Annotated in this window: 16 protein-coding genes; 8 read left to right on the top strand and 8 right to left on the bottom strand. The window is 70.5% G+C overall.

Annotated features, from left to right (window positions below; genetic code table 11):
• Positions 1–126 precede the first annotated feature (126 nt).
• Both ACLBWX_RS15080 and bfr read left to right on the top strand, forming a co-directional pair.
• Positions 127–384, top strand: coding sequence for a (2Fe-2S)-binding protein (locus ACLBWX_RS15080; RefSeq protein WP_082510703.1), 258 nt, complete (start codon positions 127–129; stop codon positions 382–384).
• A gap of 62 nt (positions 385–446) precedes the next feature.
• Positions 447–944 (top strand): bacterioferritin, encoded by a 498-nt coding sequence (gene bfr / locus ACLBWX_RS15075; protein WP_447677836.1) that lies wholly within the window; start codon positions 447–449, stop codon positions 942–944.
• Between the two features lie 34 nt (positions 945–978).
• Here bfr and ACLBWX_RS15070 read toward each other — a convergent pair whose 3' ends face one another.
• On the bottom strand, positions 979–1464 hold the full coding sequence (locus tag ACLBWX_RS15070; RefSeq protein WP_447677835.1) for a hypothetical protein: 486 nt from the start codon (positions 1462–1464) through the stop codon (positions 979–981).
• Positions 1465–1686: 222 nt separating this feature from the next.
• Here ACLBWX_RS15070 and ruvB point away from each other — a divergent pair, with 222 nt between their 5' ends.
• On the top strand, positions 1687–2739 hold the full coding sequence (gene ruvB, locus ACLBWX_RS15065) for a Holliday junction branch migration DNA helicase RuvB (protein WP_447677867.1): 1053 nt from the start codon (positions 1687–1689) through the stop codon (positions 2737–2739).
• A gap of 130 nt (positions 2740–2869) precedes the next feature.
• Here ruvB and ACLBWX_RS15060 read toward each other — a convergent pair whose 3' ends face one another.
• Complete coding sequence (locus tag ACLBWX_RS15060; protein WP_447677834.1) at positions 2870–5548, bottom strand: bifunctional diguanylate cyclase/phosphodiesterase; 2679 nt, start codon at positions 5546–5548, stop codon at positions 2870–2872.
• A 472-nt stretch (positions 5549–6020) separates the two neighbouring features.
• Between ACLBWX_RS15060 and ybgC the strand changes: the two genes are divergently transcribed.
• Positions 6021–6464, top strand: a complete 444-nt coding sequence (gene ybgC, locus ACLBWX_RS15055) for a tol-pal system-associated acyl-CoA thioesterase (RefSeq protein WP_447677833.1) — start codon at positions 6021–6023, stop codon at positions 6462–6464.
• A 53-nt stretch (positions 6465–6517) separates the two neighbouring features.
• On the opposite strand, the gene ACLBWX_RS15050 is transcribed toward ybgC, so the two are convergent.
• Complete coding sequence (locus ACLBWX_RS15050) at positions 6518–7705, bottom strand: methyl-accepting chemotaxis protein (protein ID WP_447677832.1); 1188 nt, start codon at positions 7703–7705, stop codon at positions 6518–6520.
• 461 nt (positions 7706–8166) lie between these two features.
• Between ACLBWX_RS15050 and tolQ the strand changes: the two genes are divergently transcribed.
• From tolQ to tolB, 4 genes are all read left to right on the top strand, one after another.
• A complete protein-coding gene (gene tolQ / locus ACLBWX_RS15045) occupies positions 8167–8883 on the top strand; it encodes a protein TolQ (RefSeq protein ID WP_447677831.1) in 717 nt (238 codons plus the stop codon).
• A 27-nt stretch (positions 8884–8910) separates the two neighbouring features.
• Positions 8911–9357 (top strand): ExbD/TolR family protein, encoded by a 447-nt coding sequence (locus tag ACLBWX_RS15040; protein WP_447677830.1) that lies wholly within the window; start codon positions 8911–8913, stop codon positions 9355–9357.
• A 12-nt stretch (positions 9358–9369) separates the two neighbouring features.
• A complete protein-coding gene (gene tolA, locus ACLBWX_RS15035) occupies positions 9370–10788 on the top strand; it encodes a cell envelope integrity protein TolA (protein WP_447677829.1) in 1419 nt (472 codons plus the stop codon).
• Between the two features lie 143 nt (positions 10789–10931).
• Complete coding sequence (tolB, locus tag ACLBWX_RS15030) at positions 10932–12266, top strand: Tol-Pal system beta propeller repeat protein TolB (protein ID WP_447677828.1); 1335 nt, start codon at positions 10932–10934, stop codon at positions 12264–12266.
• A gap of 9 nt (positions 12267–12275) precedes the next feature.
• Here the strand turns inward: tolB and ACLBWX_RS15025 are convergent, their stop codons facing one another.
• The 5 genes from ACLBWX_RS15025 to ACLBWX_RS15005 form a co-directional block, all read right to left on the bottom strand.
• Positions 12276–13325: a GSU2403 family nucleotidyltransferase fold protein gene (locus ACLBWX_RS15025; RefSeq protein ID WP_447677827.1), complete on the bottom strand. Its 1050-nt coding sequence runs from the start codon at positions 13323–13325 to the stop codon at positions 12276–12278.
• Positions 13326–13458: 133 nt separating this feature from the next.
• Positions 13459–14691: an MFS transporter gene (locus ACLBWX_RS15020; protein WP_447677826.1), complete on the bottom strand. Its 1233-nt coding sequence runs from the start codon at positions 14689–14691 to the stop codon at positions 13459–13461.
• 44 nt (positions 14692–14735) lie between these two features.
• A complete protein-coding gene (locus ACLBWX_RS15015; RefSeq protein WP_447677825.1) occupies positions 14736–15368 on the bottom strand; it encodes a redoxin domain-containing protein in 633 nt (210 codons plus the stop codon).
• A gap of 3 nt (positions 15369–15371) precedes the next feature.
• Positions 15372–17540, bottom strand: a complete 2169-nt coding sequence (locus ACLBWX_RS15010) for a protein-disulfide reductase DsbD family protein (RefSeq protein ID WP_447677824.1) — start codon at positions 17538–17540, stop codon at positions 15372–15374.
• 154 nt (positions 17541–17694) lie between these two features.
• A complete protein-coding gene (locus ACLBWX_RS15005; RefSeq protein WP_447677823.1) occupies positions 17695–19521 on the bottom strand; it encodes an aminopeptidase P family protein in 1827 nt (608 codons plus the stop codon).
• Between the last annotated feature and the right edge of the window lie 2 nt (positions 19522–19523).

Raw genomic sequence — 19523 nt, 5'->3', positions numbered from 1 at the left:
CGATGCACGGGCTCAGCTTTTGCGCTCCGGCGTCAGCACCGCCTCAGATTCGACGAAGTGGCCGGGTGGAAACCCATCCGGCGGCCTCATCCCACGGCACGAGCCACGCACGAGTCACGGTCCCGCATGATCGTCTGTTCCTGCAACGTCCTGTCCGATCGCGCGGTGCGCGCCTGCCTGCATCGCGGCCCGGATTGTCCGCGCACGCCGGCTCAGGTCCAGGCCTGCCTCGGCTGCAGCCCGAAATGCGGCCGCTGCGCCCGGACCATCCGCGGCATCCTGCAAAATGCCCTCGACGAGGCGGCGCATGCGTGTACTGCGACTTGCGCGAGCACCTGTAGTTTGGTCAAGGTCCAGACTGCGGAGGAGGGGATCGCCGCCTGAGCGCCCATTCCGGGTGCTGAAGCTCCCCTCCGGCTTAACGTGCCTCAAGGGAGATTGGGCGGATGAAGGGTGATGCGAAGGTCGTCGAGTACCTCAATCGGGGACTGCGCAGCGAGCTCACGGCGGTCAGCCAGTACTGGCTGCATTTCCGCATGCTGAACGATTGGGGCTACATCGATCTCGCCAAGTTCTGGCGCAAGGAATCCATCGAAGAGATGCAGCATGCCGATCGCTTCGTCGACCGGATCCTGTTCCTCGACGGCTTCCCGAACCTGCAGGAACTCGACCCCCTGCGGATCGGCCAGAACGTCCAGGAGATCATCGAGTGCGATCTCGCCGCCGAGAACGAGGCGCGCGCGCTCTACCTCGAGGCGGCCCAGTACTGCGACTCGATCAACGACCGCGTGTCGAAGCGCCTGTTCGAGGATCTGGCCGAGGACGAGGAAGGCCATATCGACTTCCTCGAGACGCAGCTGGAACTGATCGGCCAGATCGGCCTGCCGCTCTACGCCCAGAAGCACATCGGCGGCCTGGAGCCGATCGCGCCGGAAGCCGAGTAGGACCCGGACCGCGCCGGGCTCGCGGGCCCGGCGCTCAGCCCGACAGGACGCGCCTGATCGATCTCGCGCAAGGGCAGGGTGACGCCGATCGCCGGCCGGTCGAGCGTGCCGTCGACGTCCCCGACGACCCGGAAGCCCTGCCGGACGCCTTTCGCCCGATCATGGACGTCGAGTGCGCGCGATCCCGGGCGACCCGCACGGAATGCCGAAGCGCGGGCAGCCGCTGGCCGATCTGCCCTGTTTCGAAGCGGTCCCGGGCCTCCGTGCCCGAGGAGCGCACCTCGAACGCCCCGCGCGGGGTGTCGACCGAGGCCGCCCCCGGCGCGACGGCGCCGCAGACCACGGGCACCTCCGGCGGCATCGCCGCTTCCGCGGCGCGGCTCCTCGGGAAGAACGTCCGCGTGAAGGCCTGGCGGGCGCCGCCCGCCGCGTCATCCGGATCACGCGGCCCGCCGGTCGGTTCCCGGCGTTCGTCGCGAGGCTTGTCCGCGAGGCGTTCCTCGAAGGCGTCGCGGGCCATCCATCCGAAGTCCTGCGACGCACCGTCCACGACGGATCCCCCGGTCGGTGGCCGCCCGTCGCCGCGCTGAGAATGTAGCGCGAACGGCGCCTTTGTGCGACATCCAGCGCGAGAACAGATGATGGACACAGGGCGCCGCCGCCCCCACCGAGAGTCCGTGTGAGCAAGCTTCCCAAGTCTCCGTCGTCGCGCTCCGCCGCGTCGAAGCCGCCATCGCCGACTCTGCATCCGCTTCCGGAATCGCTCCTGACGCCCGAGCGGCGCGAGGACGACCTGGAGCAGTCGATCCGCCCGTTGAGCCTGTCCGAGTTCATCGGGCAGCGGGCGGCGCGCGCCAACATGAGCATCTTCATCGAATCGGCCAAGAAGACCGGCTCGGCCCTCGACCACGTGCTGTTCGTCGGGCCGCCTGGCCTCGGCAAGACGACGCTGGCCCAGATCGTCGCCCGCGAACTCGGCGTGAACTTCCGCTCCACCTCCGGCCCGGTCATCGCCAAGGCGGGGGACCTCGCCGCCCAGCTGACGAATCTGGAAGAGCGCGACGTGCTCTTCATCGACGAGATCCACCGCCTCAACCCGGCGGTGGAGGAGATCCTCTATCCGGCGATGGAGGATTACCAGCTCGACCTCATCATCGGCGAGGGGCCGGCCGCCCGCTCGGTCAAGATCGAGCTGCCGAAATTCACCCTGGTCGGGGCCACCACCCGCGCGGGCCTGCTGACCACGCCGCTGCGCGATCGCTTCGGCATCCCGATCCGGCTGGAATTCTACGACGTCGACGAGCTCGAACTCATCGTCAGCCGCGGCGCCCGCGTGCTCGGCCTCGGCATGTCGCCGGAGGGCGCCAACGAGATCGCCAAGCGCGCTCGGGGCACGCCCCGCATCGCCGGGCGCCTGCTGCGCCGGGTGCGCGACTTCGCCATCGTGGCCGATGCGCCGACGGTGACCCGGGCCATCGCAGACCGTGCGCTGCAACTCCTCGACGTCGATCCGGCCGGTCTCGACGTGATGGATCGCAAGTACCTGACGATGATCGCGACGTCCTTCAACGGCGGTCCGGTCGGAATCGAGACCATCGCCGCGGCCCTGTCGGAGCCGCGCGATGCGATCGAGGACATCATCGAGCCGTTCCTGATCCAGAAGGGCTTCGTCCAGCGCACGCCGCGCGGGCGCATGCTCACCCCCCACGCCTTCCGCCACATGGGCTTTCCCGAACCCCGCCGTGAGCCGAGCGGACAGTTCGGCCTGTTCAATTCCAACGATCCGGACGCCTGATACGAGGTCCGCTCGATCGAAGCGGGCGCCGCATCGGCAAGCCGGCGCGGCGCTCGCGGATCACCGAACCCCGCCATCCCGAGAGGATTCGACCGGCGTTCGTAGGAGCCGGGCGCGCCCGGCCGAGGCGTCAGGCCGCGTCGCGGTGGCGCTTCTGGTCGGAGCGGGCACCCGCGAGGTCCGGTCCGGCGAAGGCCCGGCGCGCCAGGATGTCCTTGAGGTCGGCCGCCGGCAGGGGACGGCTGAAGAGGAAGCCCTGGAGTTCGTTGCAGCCCTCCGCCTCGAGGATGGCCGCCTGCTCCTCCGTCTCGACCCCCTCGGCGACCACGCCCATGCCGCAGGCCTTGCCCAGACCCACCAGCGCCCGGACGATGGCGACGCTTCCGTTCTCCTGTCCGAGGGTGCGGACGAAGGACTGGTCGATCTTGAGCTTGTCGAAGGGGAAGCGCCGCAGGTAGCTGACGCTCGAGTAGCCCGTGCCGAAATCGTCCATCGCGATCTGCAGGCCCAGCGCCTGCAGCCGGTGCAGGATCCGGAAGGTCTCGGCATGGTCGCGCAGCAGGACGGATTCGGTGACCTCCAGTTCCAGGCGGCTCGCCATCAGCCCGGAGCCGATCAGCGCCCGCGACACGTCCTCGAAGAGGTCGCCGCGGACGAACTGCACGGAGGAGATGTTCACGGCGATCTTCAGGGCGTCCGGCCAGGTCGCCGCCTCGCGGCAGGCTTGCGCCAGGACCCAGGCGCCGATCTCGCGGATCAATCCCATCTCCTCGGCCAGCGGGATGAAGGTCGCCGGATCGATGAGGCCGCGTTCCGGATGGCGCCAGCGCAGCAAGGCCTCGAGGCCGTTGAGGGTCCGGCTCCGCGCGGCGACGAGGGGCTGGTAATGCAGTTCGAACTGATGGCCGGCCAGGGCGCGCCGCAACTCGGCGCCGAGGTGATGCCGGCGCTGGATGTCCTTGTCCATCTCGGTCTGGAAGAAGCGCCAGGTGCCGCGGCCCGCCGCCTTGGCCTGGTACAGGGCCACGTCGGCGCGGCGCAGCACGGCCTCGCTGTCCGCATCGGACGGCTCCACGAGCGCGATGCCGATGCTGGTCCCGATGACGATCTCCTGATCCTGAACCGTGAAGGGCGCCCGCAGGGCGGCCACGAGCCGCGCGGCGAGTTCCGCCGCATCGGCGGGCGCGCCGATGTCGGATTGGACGATGGCGAATTCGTCGCCGCCGAGGCGCGCCACGAAGTCCGACGCGCGCAGGCCGTCCTGCAGGCGCTGCGCGGTCAGGCACAGGAGCGCATCGCCCGCCGGGTGGCCGAGCGTGTCGTTGACCCCCTTGAAGCCGTCGAGATCGAGGTAGAGCACCGCCGTCCGCGTGCCGGGCCCGCGGGCGGTGAGCATGTCCGCCATGTGCTCGCGCAGGAAGGCGCGGTTGGGCAGCCCGGTCAGCGCGTCGTGCCGGGCCATCCGGACGATCCGGGCCTCGCTCTGACGGCGTTCCGTGATGTCCTCGTGGGTGCATTGCCAGCCGCCGCGGATCGGGACGTGCTTGACGGCGATGGCCCGCCCGTCGGCGAGATCCCAGGTGAAGGAGCCCGGCGTCGCCGAGGCGTGGTCCGAGGCCGGCCAGGGCGGGGGGCGATCGCCGTTGCCGGCCGCGAGATGGGCCCGGATGGCGCCCAGCGTCGTGCCGGGCTGGCGCAGATCGGGGGGCACGTCGTGGAGTTCGACGTAGCGCGCGTTCATCACGATCAGGCGATCGTCGAGGTCGAACAGGCAGAGGCCCTGGGCCATGTTGTCGAGGGCGATGCCGAAGCGGGCATACTGGGTGCGCAACGCGTGCTCGCTCCGGACCCGCTCCTCCGCGCGCAGGAGCATGGCCTGCCCGCGGGCCTGGCGCCGGCCGAGCACGAAGAGGCCGACGAGGCCGAGGTCGAGGAGAAAGGCGGCCGCCCCCAGCACCGTGGCCTGACGGCGCCAGGGCGCGAGGGCCGCCGCCGTGGTCCGGCTGACGCTGAGGATCGCCGGATAGTTCGAGAGCGTGCGGGTCGCGACGAGCCGATCCTGCGCATCGATGGGACTGACCGTCCGGGTCACGCCGCCGGCCCTGTTGCGCTGGGCGATCAGGGCGGCGCCGGTGGTGACGTAGCCGCGGCCGATCGCATTCTCCCGGTATGGATGGCGCACCAGGAGCACGCCGTCGGTGCGGAACAGCGAGATGGCGTAGTCGGGTTGCGGCGCGATCTGGCCGTAGAGGCCGGCGAAGTATTGCAGTTCCACCGCGCCGAGCACGAGCCCGAGGAAGGTCCCGTCCGGGGCGGAGATCTTGCGGGCGATGTACAGGGTCCAGGTTCCGTTGCCGCGGTTCTGCACCGGCTCGCTGACGAAGCGCTGCAGCAGCGGGTCCGACGCCAGGGCCTTGAAGTAGGCGCGGTCGGCGATGTTCACGTCCGGGATCGGCCAGAACCGGGTGAAGTTGCGCAGCTTGCCGGTGTGGTCGACCACCGTGACGGCATTGACCTGGGGCAGCGCCGCCGTCCGCGCCCGCAGGGAGTCGTGCATGGACCGCGTTCCCATCTGCGCCGCGAAGGCGGTCGGGGTGGCCACCTCGGCGGCGCGGATCTCGTCGATCAGGGACTCCTGCACCAGTTCGATGGCCTGGAGGGCACGGTCGGCCTGGTCGGCCAGGACGGTGGTCAGGCTGACGAGGTTCTGCTCGGTGTCGGCGATGGCCCGCCCGTGCAGATCCGCGATGAAGAGGCCCGCGCTCGCCGCAATGGCCAGACCGAGAATACCGCCAGCCGTCGCCAGCAAGACGAAGGAGCTGGCGCAAAGATCTTTGGTCGCTGTGATCAGATGAGCCAATCGTCTCCGAACGCTGGTCGTCAACATCATCCTATCCTGCGTGCCGCCGTCGCGGCACAGACATCGCGCCGGAGCGCATCGATGTCTTTGTGCAAAAACGTCGAGAGCTCGGCGCACGCGCGCCTTCCGGCTGATCAACGTGGGAACGGATTAATTTTTCTTCCGCGGATTTGGGCCGGATTTTAGCTCTGCGCAGGGAAATGGCCGGACGCGCGGCCCGCGCCGATCGGCCCGGAGCACCGGCGCCGCGGAGGGGGCGCGTTGCCCGCCCTCGGGAATCTGCTAGAGCGGCCCGCCGCCCGCGAGGCAGGGCCGGCCCTTCGCAGCCGCCGGAGGCACCGTCGCAGGGCGGGCCAGCCGCCGGCCCGGGGCCGCGATCCGGCCCGCGCAGTCATGCATCACGAATCCGGGAGACTCGCCGTTGACCCAGTCCGAACCCGGCGTCCACGCCCTGGCGGTGCGCGTCTACTACGAGGACACCGACTTCTCGGGCTTCGTCTACCACGCGAGCTACCTGCGCTTCATGGAGCGGGGGCGCACCGAACTCCTGCGCGGGCTCGCGGGCGATCAATCCGACCTGCACCGGGACGCGGCCGGCCTGCACTTCGTCGTGCGCCGCATGGTGATCGACTACGCGAAGCCGGCGCGGATGGACGATCTCCTCGAGATCCGGACCTGGACCAGCGCGATGAAGGGCGCCTCGATGCACCTCGCCCAGGAGGTGCGGCGCGGGGACGAACGCCTCGTGAAGGCCGAGGTCGTGGTCGCCTGCGTCCGCGACGGGCGCGCGGTCCGCCTGCCCGACAGCCTGCGGCAGGTCCTGTCGCCGGAGCGGGGCGATCCCGGCTCCGCGCTCTGGGAATAGCGGGGCCGCGGGGCCGGGATTCGGCGCCCCGCCCGGTCGCCGGGCACGCCGCCTCAGATCTTGCGGACCTCGCCGAGGAAGAGCTTCACCGCGGCCGCCACGGCCTCGATCTCGCGATTGAGGTCCGCCGTCGCGCGCAGCATCCGCTCGGCCGAACTGGCCGAATCCGTCGCGCTCAGGGCGACCGCCGCGACGCTGGAACTCACCGTCTCGGTCCGGCCGGAGGCCTCCTCGACGCTGCGGCGGATCTCGGTGGAGGTGGCCGACTGCTCCTCGACGGCGGAGCCGACGGAGATCGCGCTCTCGTCGATGCGGGCGATGATCCCGGCGATCCGCTCGATGGTCGAGGCCGTGGACGTCGTCGCGGTCTGGATCATCGCGACCTGACGCGAGACGTCGTCCGTCGCCCGGGCGGTCTGGGCCGCGAGTTCCTTGACCTCGCTGGCGACGACGGCGAAGCCCCGCCCGGCCGGTCCGGCGCGCGCCGCCTCGATGGTCGCGTTGAGGGCGAGCAGGTTGGTCTGGCTGGCGATCTGGCCGATCATCCCGACGACCTGACCGATGTGATTCGAGTTCTCGCTGAGCGCGCGCACGCTCGCCACCGCCTGGCGCGCTTCCTCCACCGCCTCGCCGGTCACCGAGCGGGAGCGGTTCATCTGCTGCGTGATCTCGGCGTTCGCGGCGTTCAGTTCCTCCACGGCCCTGGCCACGGTCCGGACGTTGGCCGAGGTGCCGATGGCGCCCGACGACGCCGTGGCGGCGGCGTCGGAGGTCTCGCCCGTCTTCTGGAGGACCTGGTTGGCGGAATCGCGCATGGTGTCGGTGGCGCCGCCGGCGGCATCCAGGGCGGTCTGGATCGCGGTGTCGAAGGCCGAGATCGCGTCGGTGAAGGGGGTCACGTCGGCCCAGGACAGCACGGCCGCGATGTAGGCGCCCTGTGCCATCACCGCCGAGACGTGCAGGTCGAGGGTCTTGGGGCCGAGCCGGATCTTGGTGCGCCAGGGCAGGCGAGACGGATCGGCGACGATGCTGCGCTGATGGTGGGGGTTCTTGTGGAACACGTCCATCGACGTGCCCACCATCCGGTCGGGGTTCACTTCCCGCGGCAAATATTGCCTCAGCGCATGCATGGTCTCGATGCTGCGCCGATTGGCATAGGTGATGTTCGCGGTGACGGGATCGAGCACCAGGACGTTGACCGGAAGCGCATTCAGCACGGCTTCCGGATCGATTTGCGACATGGTGTCGGCCAGGGCATCGGATCGAGACCGACGCAATGCGCCGAAGATCTTCCTCTGACTATTCATAGAACCAGACTTTCTGCGCGGTGCCGAGTATTTCCCCCGTTCGAAAAATATGATCTATGTTAATTAAAAAAGTGTTAAACCGAAGGTGAGACGTTTTGGTTCAGCCGTAAGGCCAGTATCGCCGATGGTGCGCTGGAGGATTCCGCGCCCGTGACGGCGGGACGCCCGGATCGCGGGCCGCGTCCCCCGGGTCCGGCCCCGGCAAGGGAATGTTAACCCTGCCGGGTGCTTAACTGCGGTCGGAGCGGACGCGTGCGATGCACAAGGCCGGCCCATACTTTCGACAGATTCGCGGGCCATTGAGCCTTGAAATCGCTCAAGGTTCCGGTTGAAGCGCGCAGGACGGACCACCGGTTCCGTGACGGTTCCGCGCGGGGTTTTTCGAGGATCATGTCATGAACCCAGCCGATGCCATGCAGGCGATGCCGGCCCCCGACATGACGCTGCTCGGCCTCTTCCTTCAGGCGCACTTCGTCGTGAAGGTCGTGATGCTCGGGCTGATCGGCGCCTCGGTCTGGTGCTGGTCGATCATCGTCGACAAGACCCTGCTGTTCCGCCGCACCAAGGCCGAGATGGACGCCTTCGAGGAGGCGTTCTGGTCCGGCCGCTCCCTGGAGGAGCTCTACCGCTCGTTCAACGACCGCCAGCCGGTGGGGCAGGGCGCCCTGTTCGTGGCCGCCATGCGAGAGTGGAAGCGCTCCTTCGAAGGCTCCGGCCGCCAGATCCAGAGCCTGTCCCAGCGCATCGACAAGGTGCTGGACGTGACGATCCAGCGCGAGGTCGAGCGCCTCGAGTCCCGCCTGCTCTTCCTCGCCTCCATCGGCTCGGCCGGCCCCTATATCGGCCTGTTCGGCACGGTCTGGGGCATCATGACCGCCTTCACCTCGATCGCGGCCTCCAAGAACACCTCGCTGGCCGTGGTGGCGCCGGGCATCGCGGAGGCGCTGTTCGCCACCGCCATCGGCCTCTTCGCCGCGATCCCCGCCGTGCTCGCCTACAACAAGCTGCAATCGACGGTGGCCAAGAACCAGTCGCGCCTCGAGGGCTTCGCCGACGAGTTCTCCGCCATCCTCTCCCGGCAGATCGACGAGCGCCTCTCGCTCGTCGCCTGATCCCACCCCCACACCCGAGGAACGATCATGGGCATGGCCCACGGAGCAGCGCAGGGTGGTGGCGGACGGCGTCGGCGGGGACGCCGGCACGCGGCCATCAACGAGATCAACATGACGCCGTTCATCGACGTCGTGCTCGTGCTCCTGATCGTCTTCATGGTCGCGGCGCCGATGATGACGGTGGGCGTGCCCCTCGACCTGCCGCAATCGAAGGCGAGCCCGCTGAACTCCGACACCAAGCCGGTGACGCTGTCGATCCGCCAGTCGGGCCAGGTCTTCCTCGGCGAGGCCGAGCTCTCCGACGACACCATCGTCCCGAAGCTCACCGAGAGCTCGAAGGCCGGGTTCGAGGAGCGGGTCTTCGTGCGCGGCGACAAGCGGGTCGATTACGGCCGCGTCGCCCAGGTGATGGCGATCGTGACGGGCGGCGGCTTCAAGAAGGTCGCCCTGGTCACCGAGCCGGACCAGAAGTAGCGGGCGCCGGCGGTGCGAATCCCCTTCAAGCGCAGTGAACCGGGCGTCTGGGTCTCGGCGGCGACGCATGTCGGCCTGCTGACGGTCGCCCTGCTGTCGGTGGCGGCGCCCGCCCTGCCGGACGCGCAGGAGGGCGTGCCCGTCGAGGTCATGACCGAGCAGCAATATTCGGAACTCACGAAGGGCGAGCGCAACGCCGACGCGCCGCAGCCCAACGCCAAGCCGCGCGCCGACCGGGTCGCCGAGAAGGCCGAGGAGCGCGAGCCCGAGAACGCCAAGGTCGATGCCCCGGCTCCGCCGAAGCGCCCCGCCGACATGAAGGTGGCCAGCGCCGAGGAGATGCCCCTGCGCTCCAGCGAGCCCGACCCGCAGGAAGCCAAGGCCGAGGCCGCCAAGGAAGCCGCCAAGGAAGCCGCGAAGGAAGCCGCGAAGGAAGCCGCGAAGGAAGCTGCCAAGGCGGAGGCGGCCGAAAAGGCTGCCAAGGCCGAGGCTGCCAAGGCCGCAGCCGCGGCCGAAGCGAAGGCTGCCGCGGCCGCCGAGGCGAAAGCCGCCGCTGCGGAAGCCAAGACCGCCGCCGCGGCCAAGGCGAAGGCCGAGGCGGTCAAGCGCGAGCAGCTCGCCCAGCTCATCGAGAAGCAGGAAGCCGAGGCCGAGGCCAAGGCCGAGGCTGCCGCGAAGGCGGAAGCCGCGAAGGCCGTTGCCGCCGCCAGGGCGAAGGCCGAGTCCAAGGCCAGGGCCGACGCGGAAGCCAAGGCCGAGAAGGAGGCGGAAGCCAAGGCGAAGGCCGTCGCGGAGGCCAAGGCCAAGGCGGACGCGGAGCGCCAGAAGGAACTCGCCGAGGCGAAGGCAGAGGCGGAAGCCGAAGCGAAGGCCGAAGCCGCTGCCAAGGCCCGCGCCGACGCGGCCGCCAAGGCGAAGGCCAAGGCGATGGCGGATGCCAAGGCGAAGGCCGATGGGGAGGCCAAGGCCAAGAAGCAGGCCGAACTCGCCGAGAAGTTCAGCGCGGGCGACATCCGCTCGCTGCTGGCCTCGAAGGCGCCGTCGCAATCCACCGGTGCCACAGGGCGCGAGGTGCAGCGCACCGCCTCCCTGGGGGCGGCCTCCGGCACTGCGCAGCGCCTGTCACCGTCCCTCAGGGACGCCCTGGTGGGGATGCTCCAGCAGCAGATCGAGCGCTGCTACGTGGCGCCTCCGGGTGCGACCCAGGGCGTCGTCCTGCCGATGCTCGACATCCGGCTCAACCCGGACGGTACGCTCACCTCCGAGCCCCGCATCATGCGCGGCGGCGCGAACGCGGTGGACCGCTCCATCGCCGAGGCGGCCCAGCGCGCGGTGCGTCGCTGCGCGCCCTACAAGATCCCGGCCCAGTACGCGCCGTATTACAACGACTGGAAAGCCATCAACGCGGAGTTCGAGTTCTCGCGGGCGTGATGCGGCGGCCCTGTCCGGGCCGCGCGCCGCGTGGTCCGAGACGGTCCGAGGCTTCCCCCCTGCCCGAGGCGGGGCCGTCCCATCCGCGTGCACCTTCCGGTCCCACCCACGATCCTCGCATTCCCACGACCACGGAATCGATCATGCATCGCAGTCTTCTTTCGAGCCCGGTTTCCCGGGGCCTGACGTCGCTCCTCGCGCTCCTGGCTCTCGTTCTGTTCGGCCTGACCCCGGCTGCGGCGCAGCTCAACCTGCGCATCGGTGGCGGGTCGTTCCAGCCGATGCCGATCGCGGTCACGGATTTCTCCGGCGATCCGAGCCTGGGGCTCCTCGTCTCCAGCGTGGTGACGAACAACCTGCGCCGCTCGGGCTACTTCACCCCCGTGGAGAAGGCGAAGTTCCCCGAGGCGCCGGGCTTCGACTCGGTGCCGGCCTTCGAGAAATGGCGGGCGGCCGGGGTCCAGGCCCTGATCACGGGCCGCGTCGCCCGCGACGGCTCCGGCAAGCTCAAGGTCGAGTTCCGCCTCTGGGACGTGACCTCGGGCCAGCAGATGACCGGCCAGCAATACGGCACCGATCCGGCCAATGCGCGCCGCACCGGCCACCTCATCTCGGACGCGGTCTACACCAAGATCACCGGCCTCGGGCCCTGGTTCGACAGCCGCATCGCCTTCGTGGACGAGTCCGGCTCCAAGGAGAACCGTCGCAAGCGCCTGATGGTGATGGACCAGGACGGCGCCAACGTGCGCGCCCTGACGAACGGCGAGAACGCCGTGGTGGCGCCGCGCTACTCCCCGGCGACCCAGGACATCGCCTTCATGACCCAGACCACGGGCCAGCAGCCGCGCATCCAGGTCATCAACCTGGAGACCGGCAGCCGCCAGGCGCTCGGCAAGGCCGATTCGATGAGCACCAGCCCGCGCTTCTCGCCGGACGGTCGACGCCTCGTGATGAGCGTGCAGCAGGGCGGCAACGCCGACATTGTGGTCATGGATCTGGCCTCGAAGGCCCAGACGCCGATCACCAACGGCAACGCCATCGACACCTCGCCGACCTACTCGCCGGACGGCAGCCAGATCGTGTTCGAATCCGATCGCGGCGGCTCGCAACAGATCTACGTCATGAGCGCCTCGGGCGGGACGCCCACCCGCCTCTCCTTCGGCGAGGGCTCGGCCTCGCAGCCGGCCTGGTCGCCGCGCGGCGACCTCATCGCCTTCACCCGCCAGCGCAAGGGGGGCTTCGCCATCTGCGTGATGAAGCCGGACGGCTCGGGTGAGCGCGTGCTCACGGAGGGCTTCCACAACGAGGGCCCGACCTTCGCGCCGAACGGCCAGTACGTGCTGTTCTTCCGCGACCCGGGCGGCCAGGGCGGCGGCAAGCTCTACATGGTCGACATCACCGGCAAGGTGGAGCAGCCGGTGCCGACCCCGTCCTACGCCTCGGACCCGACCTGGTCGCCGCTGCTGTCGGGAAAGTAGGGCGACCGGCTACCAGTCCGGTTCCAGGCGCGGCGGTTCTTCGGGGGCCGGCGGAACCAGCGACGACCCCTGCTCGCGAAGCGCGAGGGGCAGGGCGTCCAGCGCCGGATCGTCGAAACGCAGGTTGGGCAGGCGGCTGGCGATGAGCGTCGCGAGAAGGTCGGCTTGCGCTCGGTCTCGCCCCTGCTTGAGGGGATCACGATCCGTCCGCCCCGCGAGCCACAGCTTGTGCAGGGCGAAGGCACGGGGGTCCGGGACGACCATCGTGAGCGGGTAACCACGCGCATCGACGACGGTCGCACGCACCTTCGGGCTGTTCACCAGCCAGGCCAGTCCCTCGATCTCCACGGCTTCGAGATCCGTCGCGTCCGAGCCGATGCGGATTCTGGCTGGGCGCGTCATCTGATCCTTCAGGGTCGGCATGATCAGATCGACCATGTAGCCGTCGCGGTTGACGGCACGGAACCCGCCCTTGCCCATGATCTCGAACGATCGGTCGACCTTGCGCAGCAGACCCGCGAGGCCAATCGCCGAGACTTCCGGCGTTAGGAGCCGGAGCGAGCGGCGCGCGTCGAACAGCAGGTCGACATCCGCGGTCGCCAGGTGCGCGCCGGCGACCTGCACGGCCGCCAAACGTTCGTAGGCGTAGAGGGCATTGGTTCCGACCACCTCCACGCCGCTCCCGATCAGCTTCGCTCTGCGCAGCGCGCGCAAGATGCGGCCTGCGATCACCGGCAGGCGGCCGAGCTTCAGGGCTCGATTGACGGGAGCCATCGCGTCGAGGCGCGCCGCCAGGGCGGCCACCCGCTCCGCGACTTCCGTCCGTCCCTCTTGAAACTGGCGGACGATCGCTTCCGTCTCGGGGCTCCGCGGTCCGAGGGATTTCCAGGTCTCTCCCCGTTTCCGGTAGAGATAGTCGCGACCCGCGACCCGCTTCCACGACATGGCACCCGAGAAACGCCGTTCCAGAATGCCCCGTGCGTCGTCATAGGCGGCGAAGACCTGCTCGACATCGATCGCCTGTCGCGCCTGATCCTCGGTCAAGTCACTGAACAGCATCACTTTATCCCTGAACGAACCGAGAGATGCCCGTCCAGGGATAATGCCATCGTTTGCTCGAACAAGCGATTGAAAATATTCGTTTTATCCCTGTCGATGAACGGAGTGGGTGTCGGAGGGATAATCCCGTCCCTCACGCCGCGGGCAGGAGCCGGTCCCGCGCCCGCAGCGCCGGGAACACCCGGCCCCACAGGGCCGCGACCAGCAGGGTAGCGAGGCCCCCGGCCACCACTGCGGGAACGGCGCCGATCAGGGCGGCCAGGGTGCCGGATTCGAATTCGCCGAGTTCGTTCGAGGCGCCGATGAAGACCGAATTCACCGCCGAAACCCGTCCGCGCATGGCATCGGGCGTCTCGCCCTGGACGAAGGTCTGGCGCACGAAGACGCTGATCATGTCGGCCGCCCCCGTGACGAACAGGCAGGCCATGGAGAGGGGCAGCGAGGTCGAGAGGCCGAAGCCGACCGTGGCGAGGCCGAAGAGTCCCACGGCCTGGAGCATGCGCAGCCCGGCCTGGCGCTGCAGCGGCCAATAGGCGAGGGCGATCGCGGTGAGCACCGCCCCGGCCGCCGGCATGCTGCGCAGGACGCCGAGGCCGAGGGGGCCGACATGCAGCACCTCGGCCGCGAAGATCGGCAGCAGCGCGGTGGCGCCGCCGAGGAGCACCGCCACGAGGTCGAGGCTGATGGCCCCGAGCACCACCGGATGCGTGCGGATGTAGGTCAGGCCGGCCGAGAGGGTTTCCCAGGTCACGGGCGGCCGCTCCGTGACGGGGGCGGGCCGGAACCGGATCGCCAGGATCAGGGCGCTGGCCAGGGCGAAGCTCGCCGCCGCGGCGCCGAAGACCACCGCCGGTCCGAGGGCGTAGAGGAAGCCGCCGGTGGCGGGGCCGAGGATGGAGGCGCTCTGCCAGAGCGAGGCGTTCCAGGCGATGGCCGAGCCGAACAGCGGGCGGGGCACCAGGGTCGGCAGCAGGGCCTGGAGGGCCGGATTGGCGAAGGCGCGGCCGGTGCCGATGACGACGACGAGCCCGTAGATCGGCCACAGGGTCGTCGAGCCGGAGGAAGCGGCGAGGAGCAGGCCGAGATCCGCCAGCGCCAGCGTCGCGTAGGCCAGGGCCGCGACGAGGCGCCGATCGTAGGTATCGGCCACGTGGCCCGTGACCAGGGCCGAGAGCATGGCGGGGAGGAAGCTCGCCAGGCCCACGAGGCCGAGGGCGAGCGCCGAGTGGGTGATGTCGTAGACGAACCACCCCACCGCGACCGCCTGCATCTGGAAGGCGAGGCCGGTCAGGAACCGGGCTGATCCGAAGAGGCGGAAATTGCCGTTGCGGAAGACGGTCCAGCGCGGCGCGGCATCGGTGCTCATCCCGCCGTGCTGGGGCAGGGATGTATTCCCGTCAAGCGCAAGGATTACGAGGCGTACTTGACCGTGCAGCCATAGGGTTTCGCCGAGCGCACCGAGACCGGCCGGCCGGCGGCGAGTTCGGTCAGGGCCGCGTCGACGAGGTTACGGGCCGTCCTGAGATCGGCGGGATCGGCCGAGGGCTTGTCGTCGATGCCGCCCTGGTAGGCGAGGGTCCCGTCCGGGGCGATGACGAACATGTGCGGCGTGGTCCTGGCGTCGTAGGCCCGGCCGACGCTGCCCGCGGGGTCGAGGAGCACGGCGGTGGGCGCGGCGTCCCGGGTCTTCGTCAGCCGGTTGGCCTCCGCCCCGTCGACGGCGCCCTGCTCGCCCGGTGCCGAGGAGATCACGCTGAGCCAGACCACGCCCCGGCCGGTCCATGTCTTCTGGAGCGTCTGCATGGCGTGGGCGCCGTAGTGCTTCATCACGAAGGGGCAGTCGTGGTTGGTCCATTCCAGGACGACGGTCTTGCCGGCATAGTCCGAGAGCCGGATGGTGCGGCCGTCGGAATCCTGGGCGCTGAAGGCGGGCGCGGGCTTGCCCACCTGCGGGCCGGCGGCCAGGGCAGGGACGGCCAGGGAAGGGGCGGCAAGGAGCGCCGCGAGACCCGCGGCGAGGAGACGGCGGCGTGTGCGGGGCATCGGCTAGGGCTCCGTGGTCAGGGCGGCGCTGCGGTCCGTGGCCGCGAGGGGAACCGCCTGCAGGGCCTCCAGCACGAGGCCCGGGGTGAGGATCTGGGGCAGGATCGCGGGCTCGCCGGACCCGGCATAGAGCAGGTAGAGCGGCACGCCGCTGCGGCCATGGCGTTCCAGCAGGCGGGTGATCTCGGGGTTCTGGTTGGTCCAGTCGCCCTTAAGATAGGTGATGCCGCGCACCTTCAGTCCGGCCTGGACGGCCTCGGAGCGCAGGGCAGCACGCTCGTTGACCTGACAGGTGATGCACCAGGCCGCGGTCATGTTCACGAAGACCGGCCTGCCCTGGGCCAGGAGCCCGTCGAGGCGTGCCTGGGTGAAGGCGCCCGCATCGCCCTGGGCGATGTCGGCCCCGGTCCGGTCCCGGTCGAGCCCGAGGGTGAGGACGGCGAGCGCGGCCAGCGCCGCCACGGCGGTGCCGCGCGCGATCCAGGTGCCGGCCGGGCCGGCCCCGTGTCCGCGCTCCCAGGCCCAGGCGGCGAGGCCGACCAGCACGAGGCCGACCAGGGCTGCGAGCAGCCCGGCCGAACCGACCTGCTGCGACAGGACCCAGACCAGCCAGGCGACGGTGGCGTAGATCGGGAAAGCCAGCGCTCCCTTGAGGGTGTCCATCCAGGCACCGGGACGGGGCAGGCGCCGCAGGGCCGCCGGCCAGATCGTCAGCACGAGGAAGGGCAGGGCGAGACCGAGGCCGAGGCTCGCGAAGACGGCGAGACTCACGCCGGCCTCCTGCGTCAGGGCGAAGCCCACCGCCGAACCCATGAAGGGTGCGGTGCAGGGGGTGGCCACCACCGTGGCGAGCACGCCGGTGAAGAACGAGCCCTCGAGGCCCGCCCGCCGGGTCAGGCGATCGCCGACGCCCGCGATGCCGGCGCCGAGATGTACGACGCCCGACAGGCCGAGCCCCATGGCGAGCAGCAGATAGGCGAGGCCCGCCACCACCAGGGGCGATTGCAGCTGGAAACCCCAGCCGATGCCGGCGCCCGCCCCCTTCAGGGCGATGAGCAGGCCGGCAAGGGCCAGGAAGGACGCCAGCACGCCCGCCGTGTAGGCGAGCCCGTGCAGCCGGACCCGGCCCGCCGGCTCGCCGGAATGCGTCACGAGGCTGAGCACCTTGATCGACAGGACCGGGAAGACGCAGGGCATCAAATTGAGAAGGAGGCCGCCCAGGAAGGCGAGGCCGGCCGCGCTCCAGAGGGTCAGGCTCTCCTCGGGGGCCTGCACCGGTGCCGGGACCGCCGGAGTGCCTGCGGCCGAGGCCGTCGACGCGGCGGTCGGGCTCGGGGGCTCCCCGATCGCATAGGCGCGCCGCACGGGTCCGTCCGGCGTCGCCTCGTCGAAGGTGAGCACGCCCGGCAGGGAGGCGGGGGCCGCCTCGGTGGTGTCGCCGCGGGCGAGATCGATGTGCAGGCCGTCCGCATCGCTGCGCGCCTCCTGGGGCGCGGCGTTCTCGATGGCGGTCTCGGCATAGGGAAAGTAGGCGAGGGAGGCTGCCGTGAATCCCGGCGGCGTGGCGAGGTGTACCTGCAGGCGCCCGTTCTCGGCGCCGTAGCGCACCGGCCAGGGCGCGGGCACGGGCAGGGCCGCGCGGGCGGCCTCGAACAGCATCATCGACCCAGGCGCGACCCCCGTGCTGGTGCCGCCCTGCGCCACCGGCAGGGTCAGGCGAAGCTCGGCCGAGCCCGGCACGCATTCGCGCTCGCAGACGAGGTAGGTCAGCCTGGCCTGGAGCGTCACCGGCTTGGCCGGTGCCAGCGTGACCGGCGGGGTCACCTGCGCGAGGAGGACGGCCTCGCCCTCGTAGCCGAAATTCATCAGGTGGGAGACGGGGATGCGGCTCGGGCTCGGCCACTGGATCGCCCCCGCGGAAAATCCGGCCGGCAGCGTCCAGGCGACCTCCGGGGCAAGGCCGGAATCGCCGGGATTGCGCCAGTAGACGTGCCAATGCGGCCGCATCACCATGCGGATGGCGACCGTGAAGGGTTCGCCGGGCCGGATCGCGGAGGGCTCCCCGACGAGGCTCGCCTTCACGAGGTCGGCCGGCACCTTGAAGCCCTGCGCGCCGGCGGGGGTGAGAGCGAGGCCGAACAGCGCGAGCGCCAGGGTGAGAAGCCGGATCATCGGGTCCTGTTCGGCGATGGAGGCATCGAGATTACATCCGTTCGGTGCAGGGGTGAAATCCCGAGGCCGCGAGGTCCCTTGTCCCCCACCTGTCCGGTCGTCCGAAAGGGGCGGGATGGTCGCAAGCGCCGTCCGGCCCTCCGCGCGCGCCGGATCAGACCGCCGCGACCATGGGCCGGGTCGCCTCTTGGAGCCAGATCCGCGTCGCCGCGTCGAGGTCCGGCCCCAGGGCCTCCCGCACGCGGGCATGGTAGGCGTCGATCCAGGCCATCTCCTCCGGGCTCAGGAGATCCGGACGGATCAGGCGGCGGTCGAAGGGAGCGAGCGTCAGCGTCTCGAAGCCGAGCATCGGGCGTTCGCCGCCCGGCACCGCGCGGACCTCGACGAGCACGAGGTTCTCCAGGCGGATGCCGTAGGCGCCGGGCTTGTAGTAGCCCGGTTCGTTCGAGAGGATCATGCCGGGTTCCAGGGCGACCGTCCCGGTCTTGGCGATGCGCTGCGGCCCCTCGTGCACCGACAGGAAGGCCCCGACGCCGTGGCCGGTGCCGTGGTCGAAATCGAGCCCGGCCTCCCAGAGCGGCAGGCGGGCGAAGGCATCGATCTGCGCCCCCGTGGTCCCCTTCGGGAACACCGCCCGGGCGATGCCGATATGGCCCCGGAGCACGCGGGTGAAGTGGTCGCGCATCGCCTCCGAGGGTTCGCCGATCGCGACGGTGCGGGTGATGTCGGTGGTGCCGTCGGCGTATTGCGCCCCGGAATCCACCAGGAACAGTTCGCCGGGCCGGATGCGCCGGTCGGTCTCCCGGCTCACCCGGTAGTGGACGATGGCGCCGTTGGCGCCGCTGCCCGAGATCGTCGGAAACGAGACGTCCCGCAGCAGGCCGCCCTCGGCGCGAAAATCTTCCAGGGCCTCCACGGCGGCGATCTCGGTCAAGCTCTCGCCCTGGGCATCGAGCCAGGCGAGGAAGCGCGTGACGGCGACGCCATCGCGAAAATGGGCGGCGCGGGCGCCGGCGATCTCGGCGGCGTTCTTCACCGCCTTCATGGCGGTGATGGGATCGGGGCCGAGATCCGCGACGCCGCCGGCCGCCTCGACGCGCTGCTTGAGGGCGAAGGCGGCCGTGGCGGCGTCGAGGCGCAGGCGCGCCGCGCTCGCCGCCTGGGTGGCGAGGCCCTCCGCGAAGGCGGCGCGCGGGTGCAGGTCGGCCAGGGGCGCCAGGGCGGCGCGCAGTTCCGGGCTCGGGTTCGGCGAGGTCAGGTAGAGGGCGGCCCGGCCGCTGCGCGGCACCAGCGCGTAGCCCAGCGCCAGGGGCGTGTGCGCCACGTCGCTGCCGCGCAGGTTGAACGCCCAGGCGAGGTTGTGGGGATCGGAGATGACCAGGGCGGCATCGTCCGCCTCGGCGAGGACCGCCCTGATGCGGGCGAGCTTGGCCTCGGCAGCTTCCCCGGCCAGGGCCGGCGGATGCGCGACCACCGGGCCGGCCGGGGCCTCCGGCCGGTCGGTCCAGACCGCGTCGACGGGGTTCGCCTCCACCGCCTGCAGCCGGGCGCCGACCTTGGTCACGGCGCGTTCCAGGCGCGCGACGCTGTCGGGGGTGTGCAGCCAGGGATCGTAGGCCAGCACCTGGCCGGGCCCGATATGGGCGCCGATCCAGGCCGCCACGCTGGTCTCGGCCAGGGGCACCGGGGTGATGATCGTGGTGTCCACCTGGGCCGGTGCCTGGAGCGTGTAGCGTCCGTCGACGACGAGGGCGGCCGCCTCGGCCAGGATCACGGCGGTGCCGGCCGAGCCGGTGAAGCCCGTGAGCCAGGCGAGACGCTCGGCCTGGGGCGGCACGTACTCGGACTGGTGCTCGTCGGCCCGGGGCACCACGAAGCCGTCGAAGCCTGCTGTTTTCAGGGCTTCGCGCAGGGCCCGGATCCGGGCGGCTCCGTGCCGGTGGCTCGGATCGTCGAAGGTCTGGAAGCGAAGGCGCGTCATGG

The organism is Methylobacterium sp. M6A4_1b, assembly GCF_053345175.1.
This window is presented reverse-complemented; position numbering and strand designations above follow the sequence as displayed.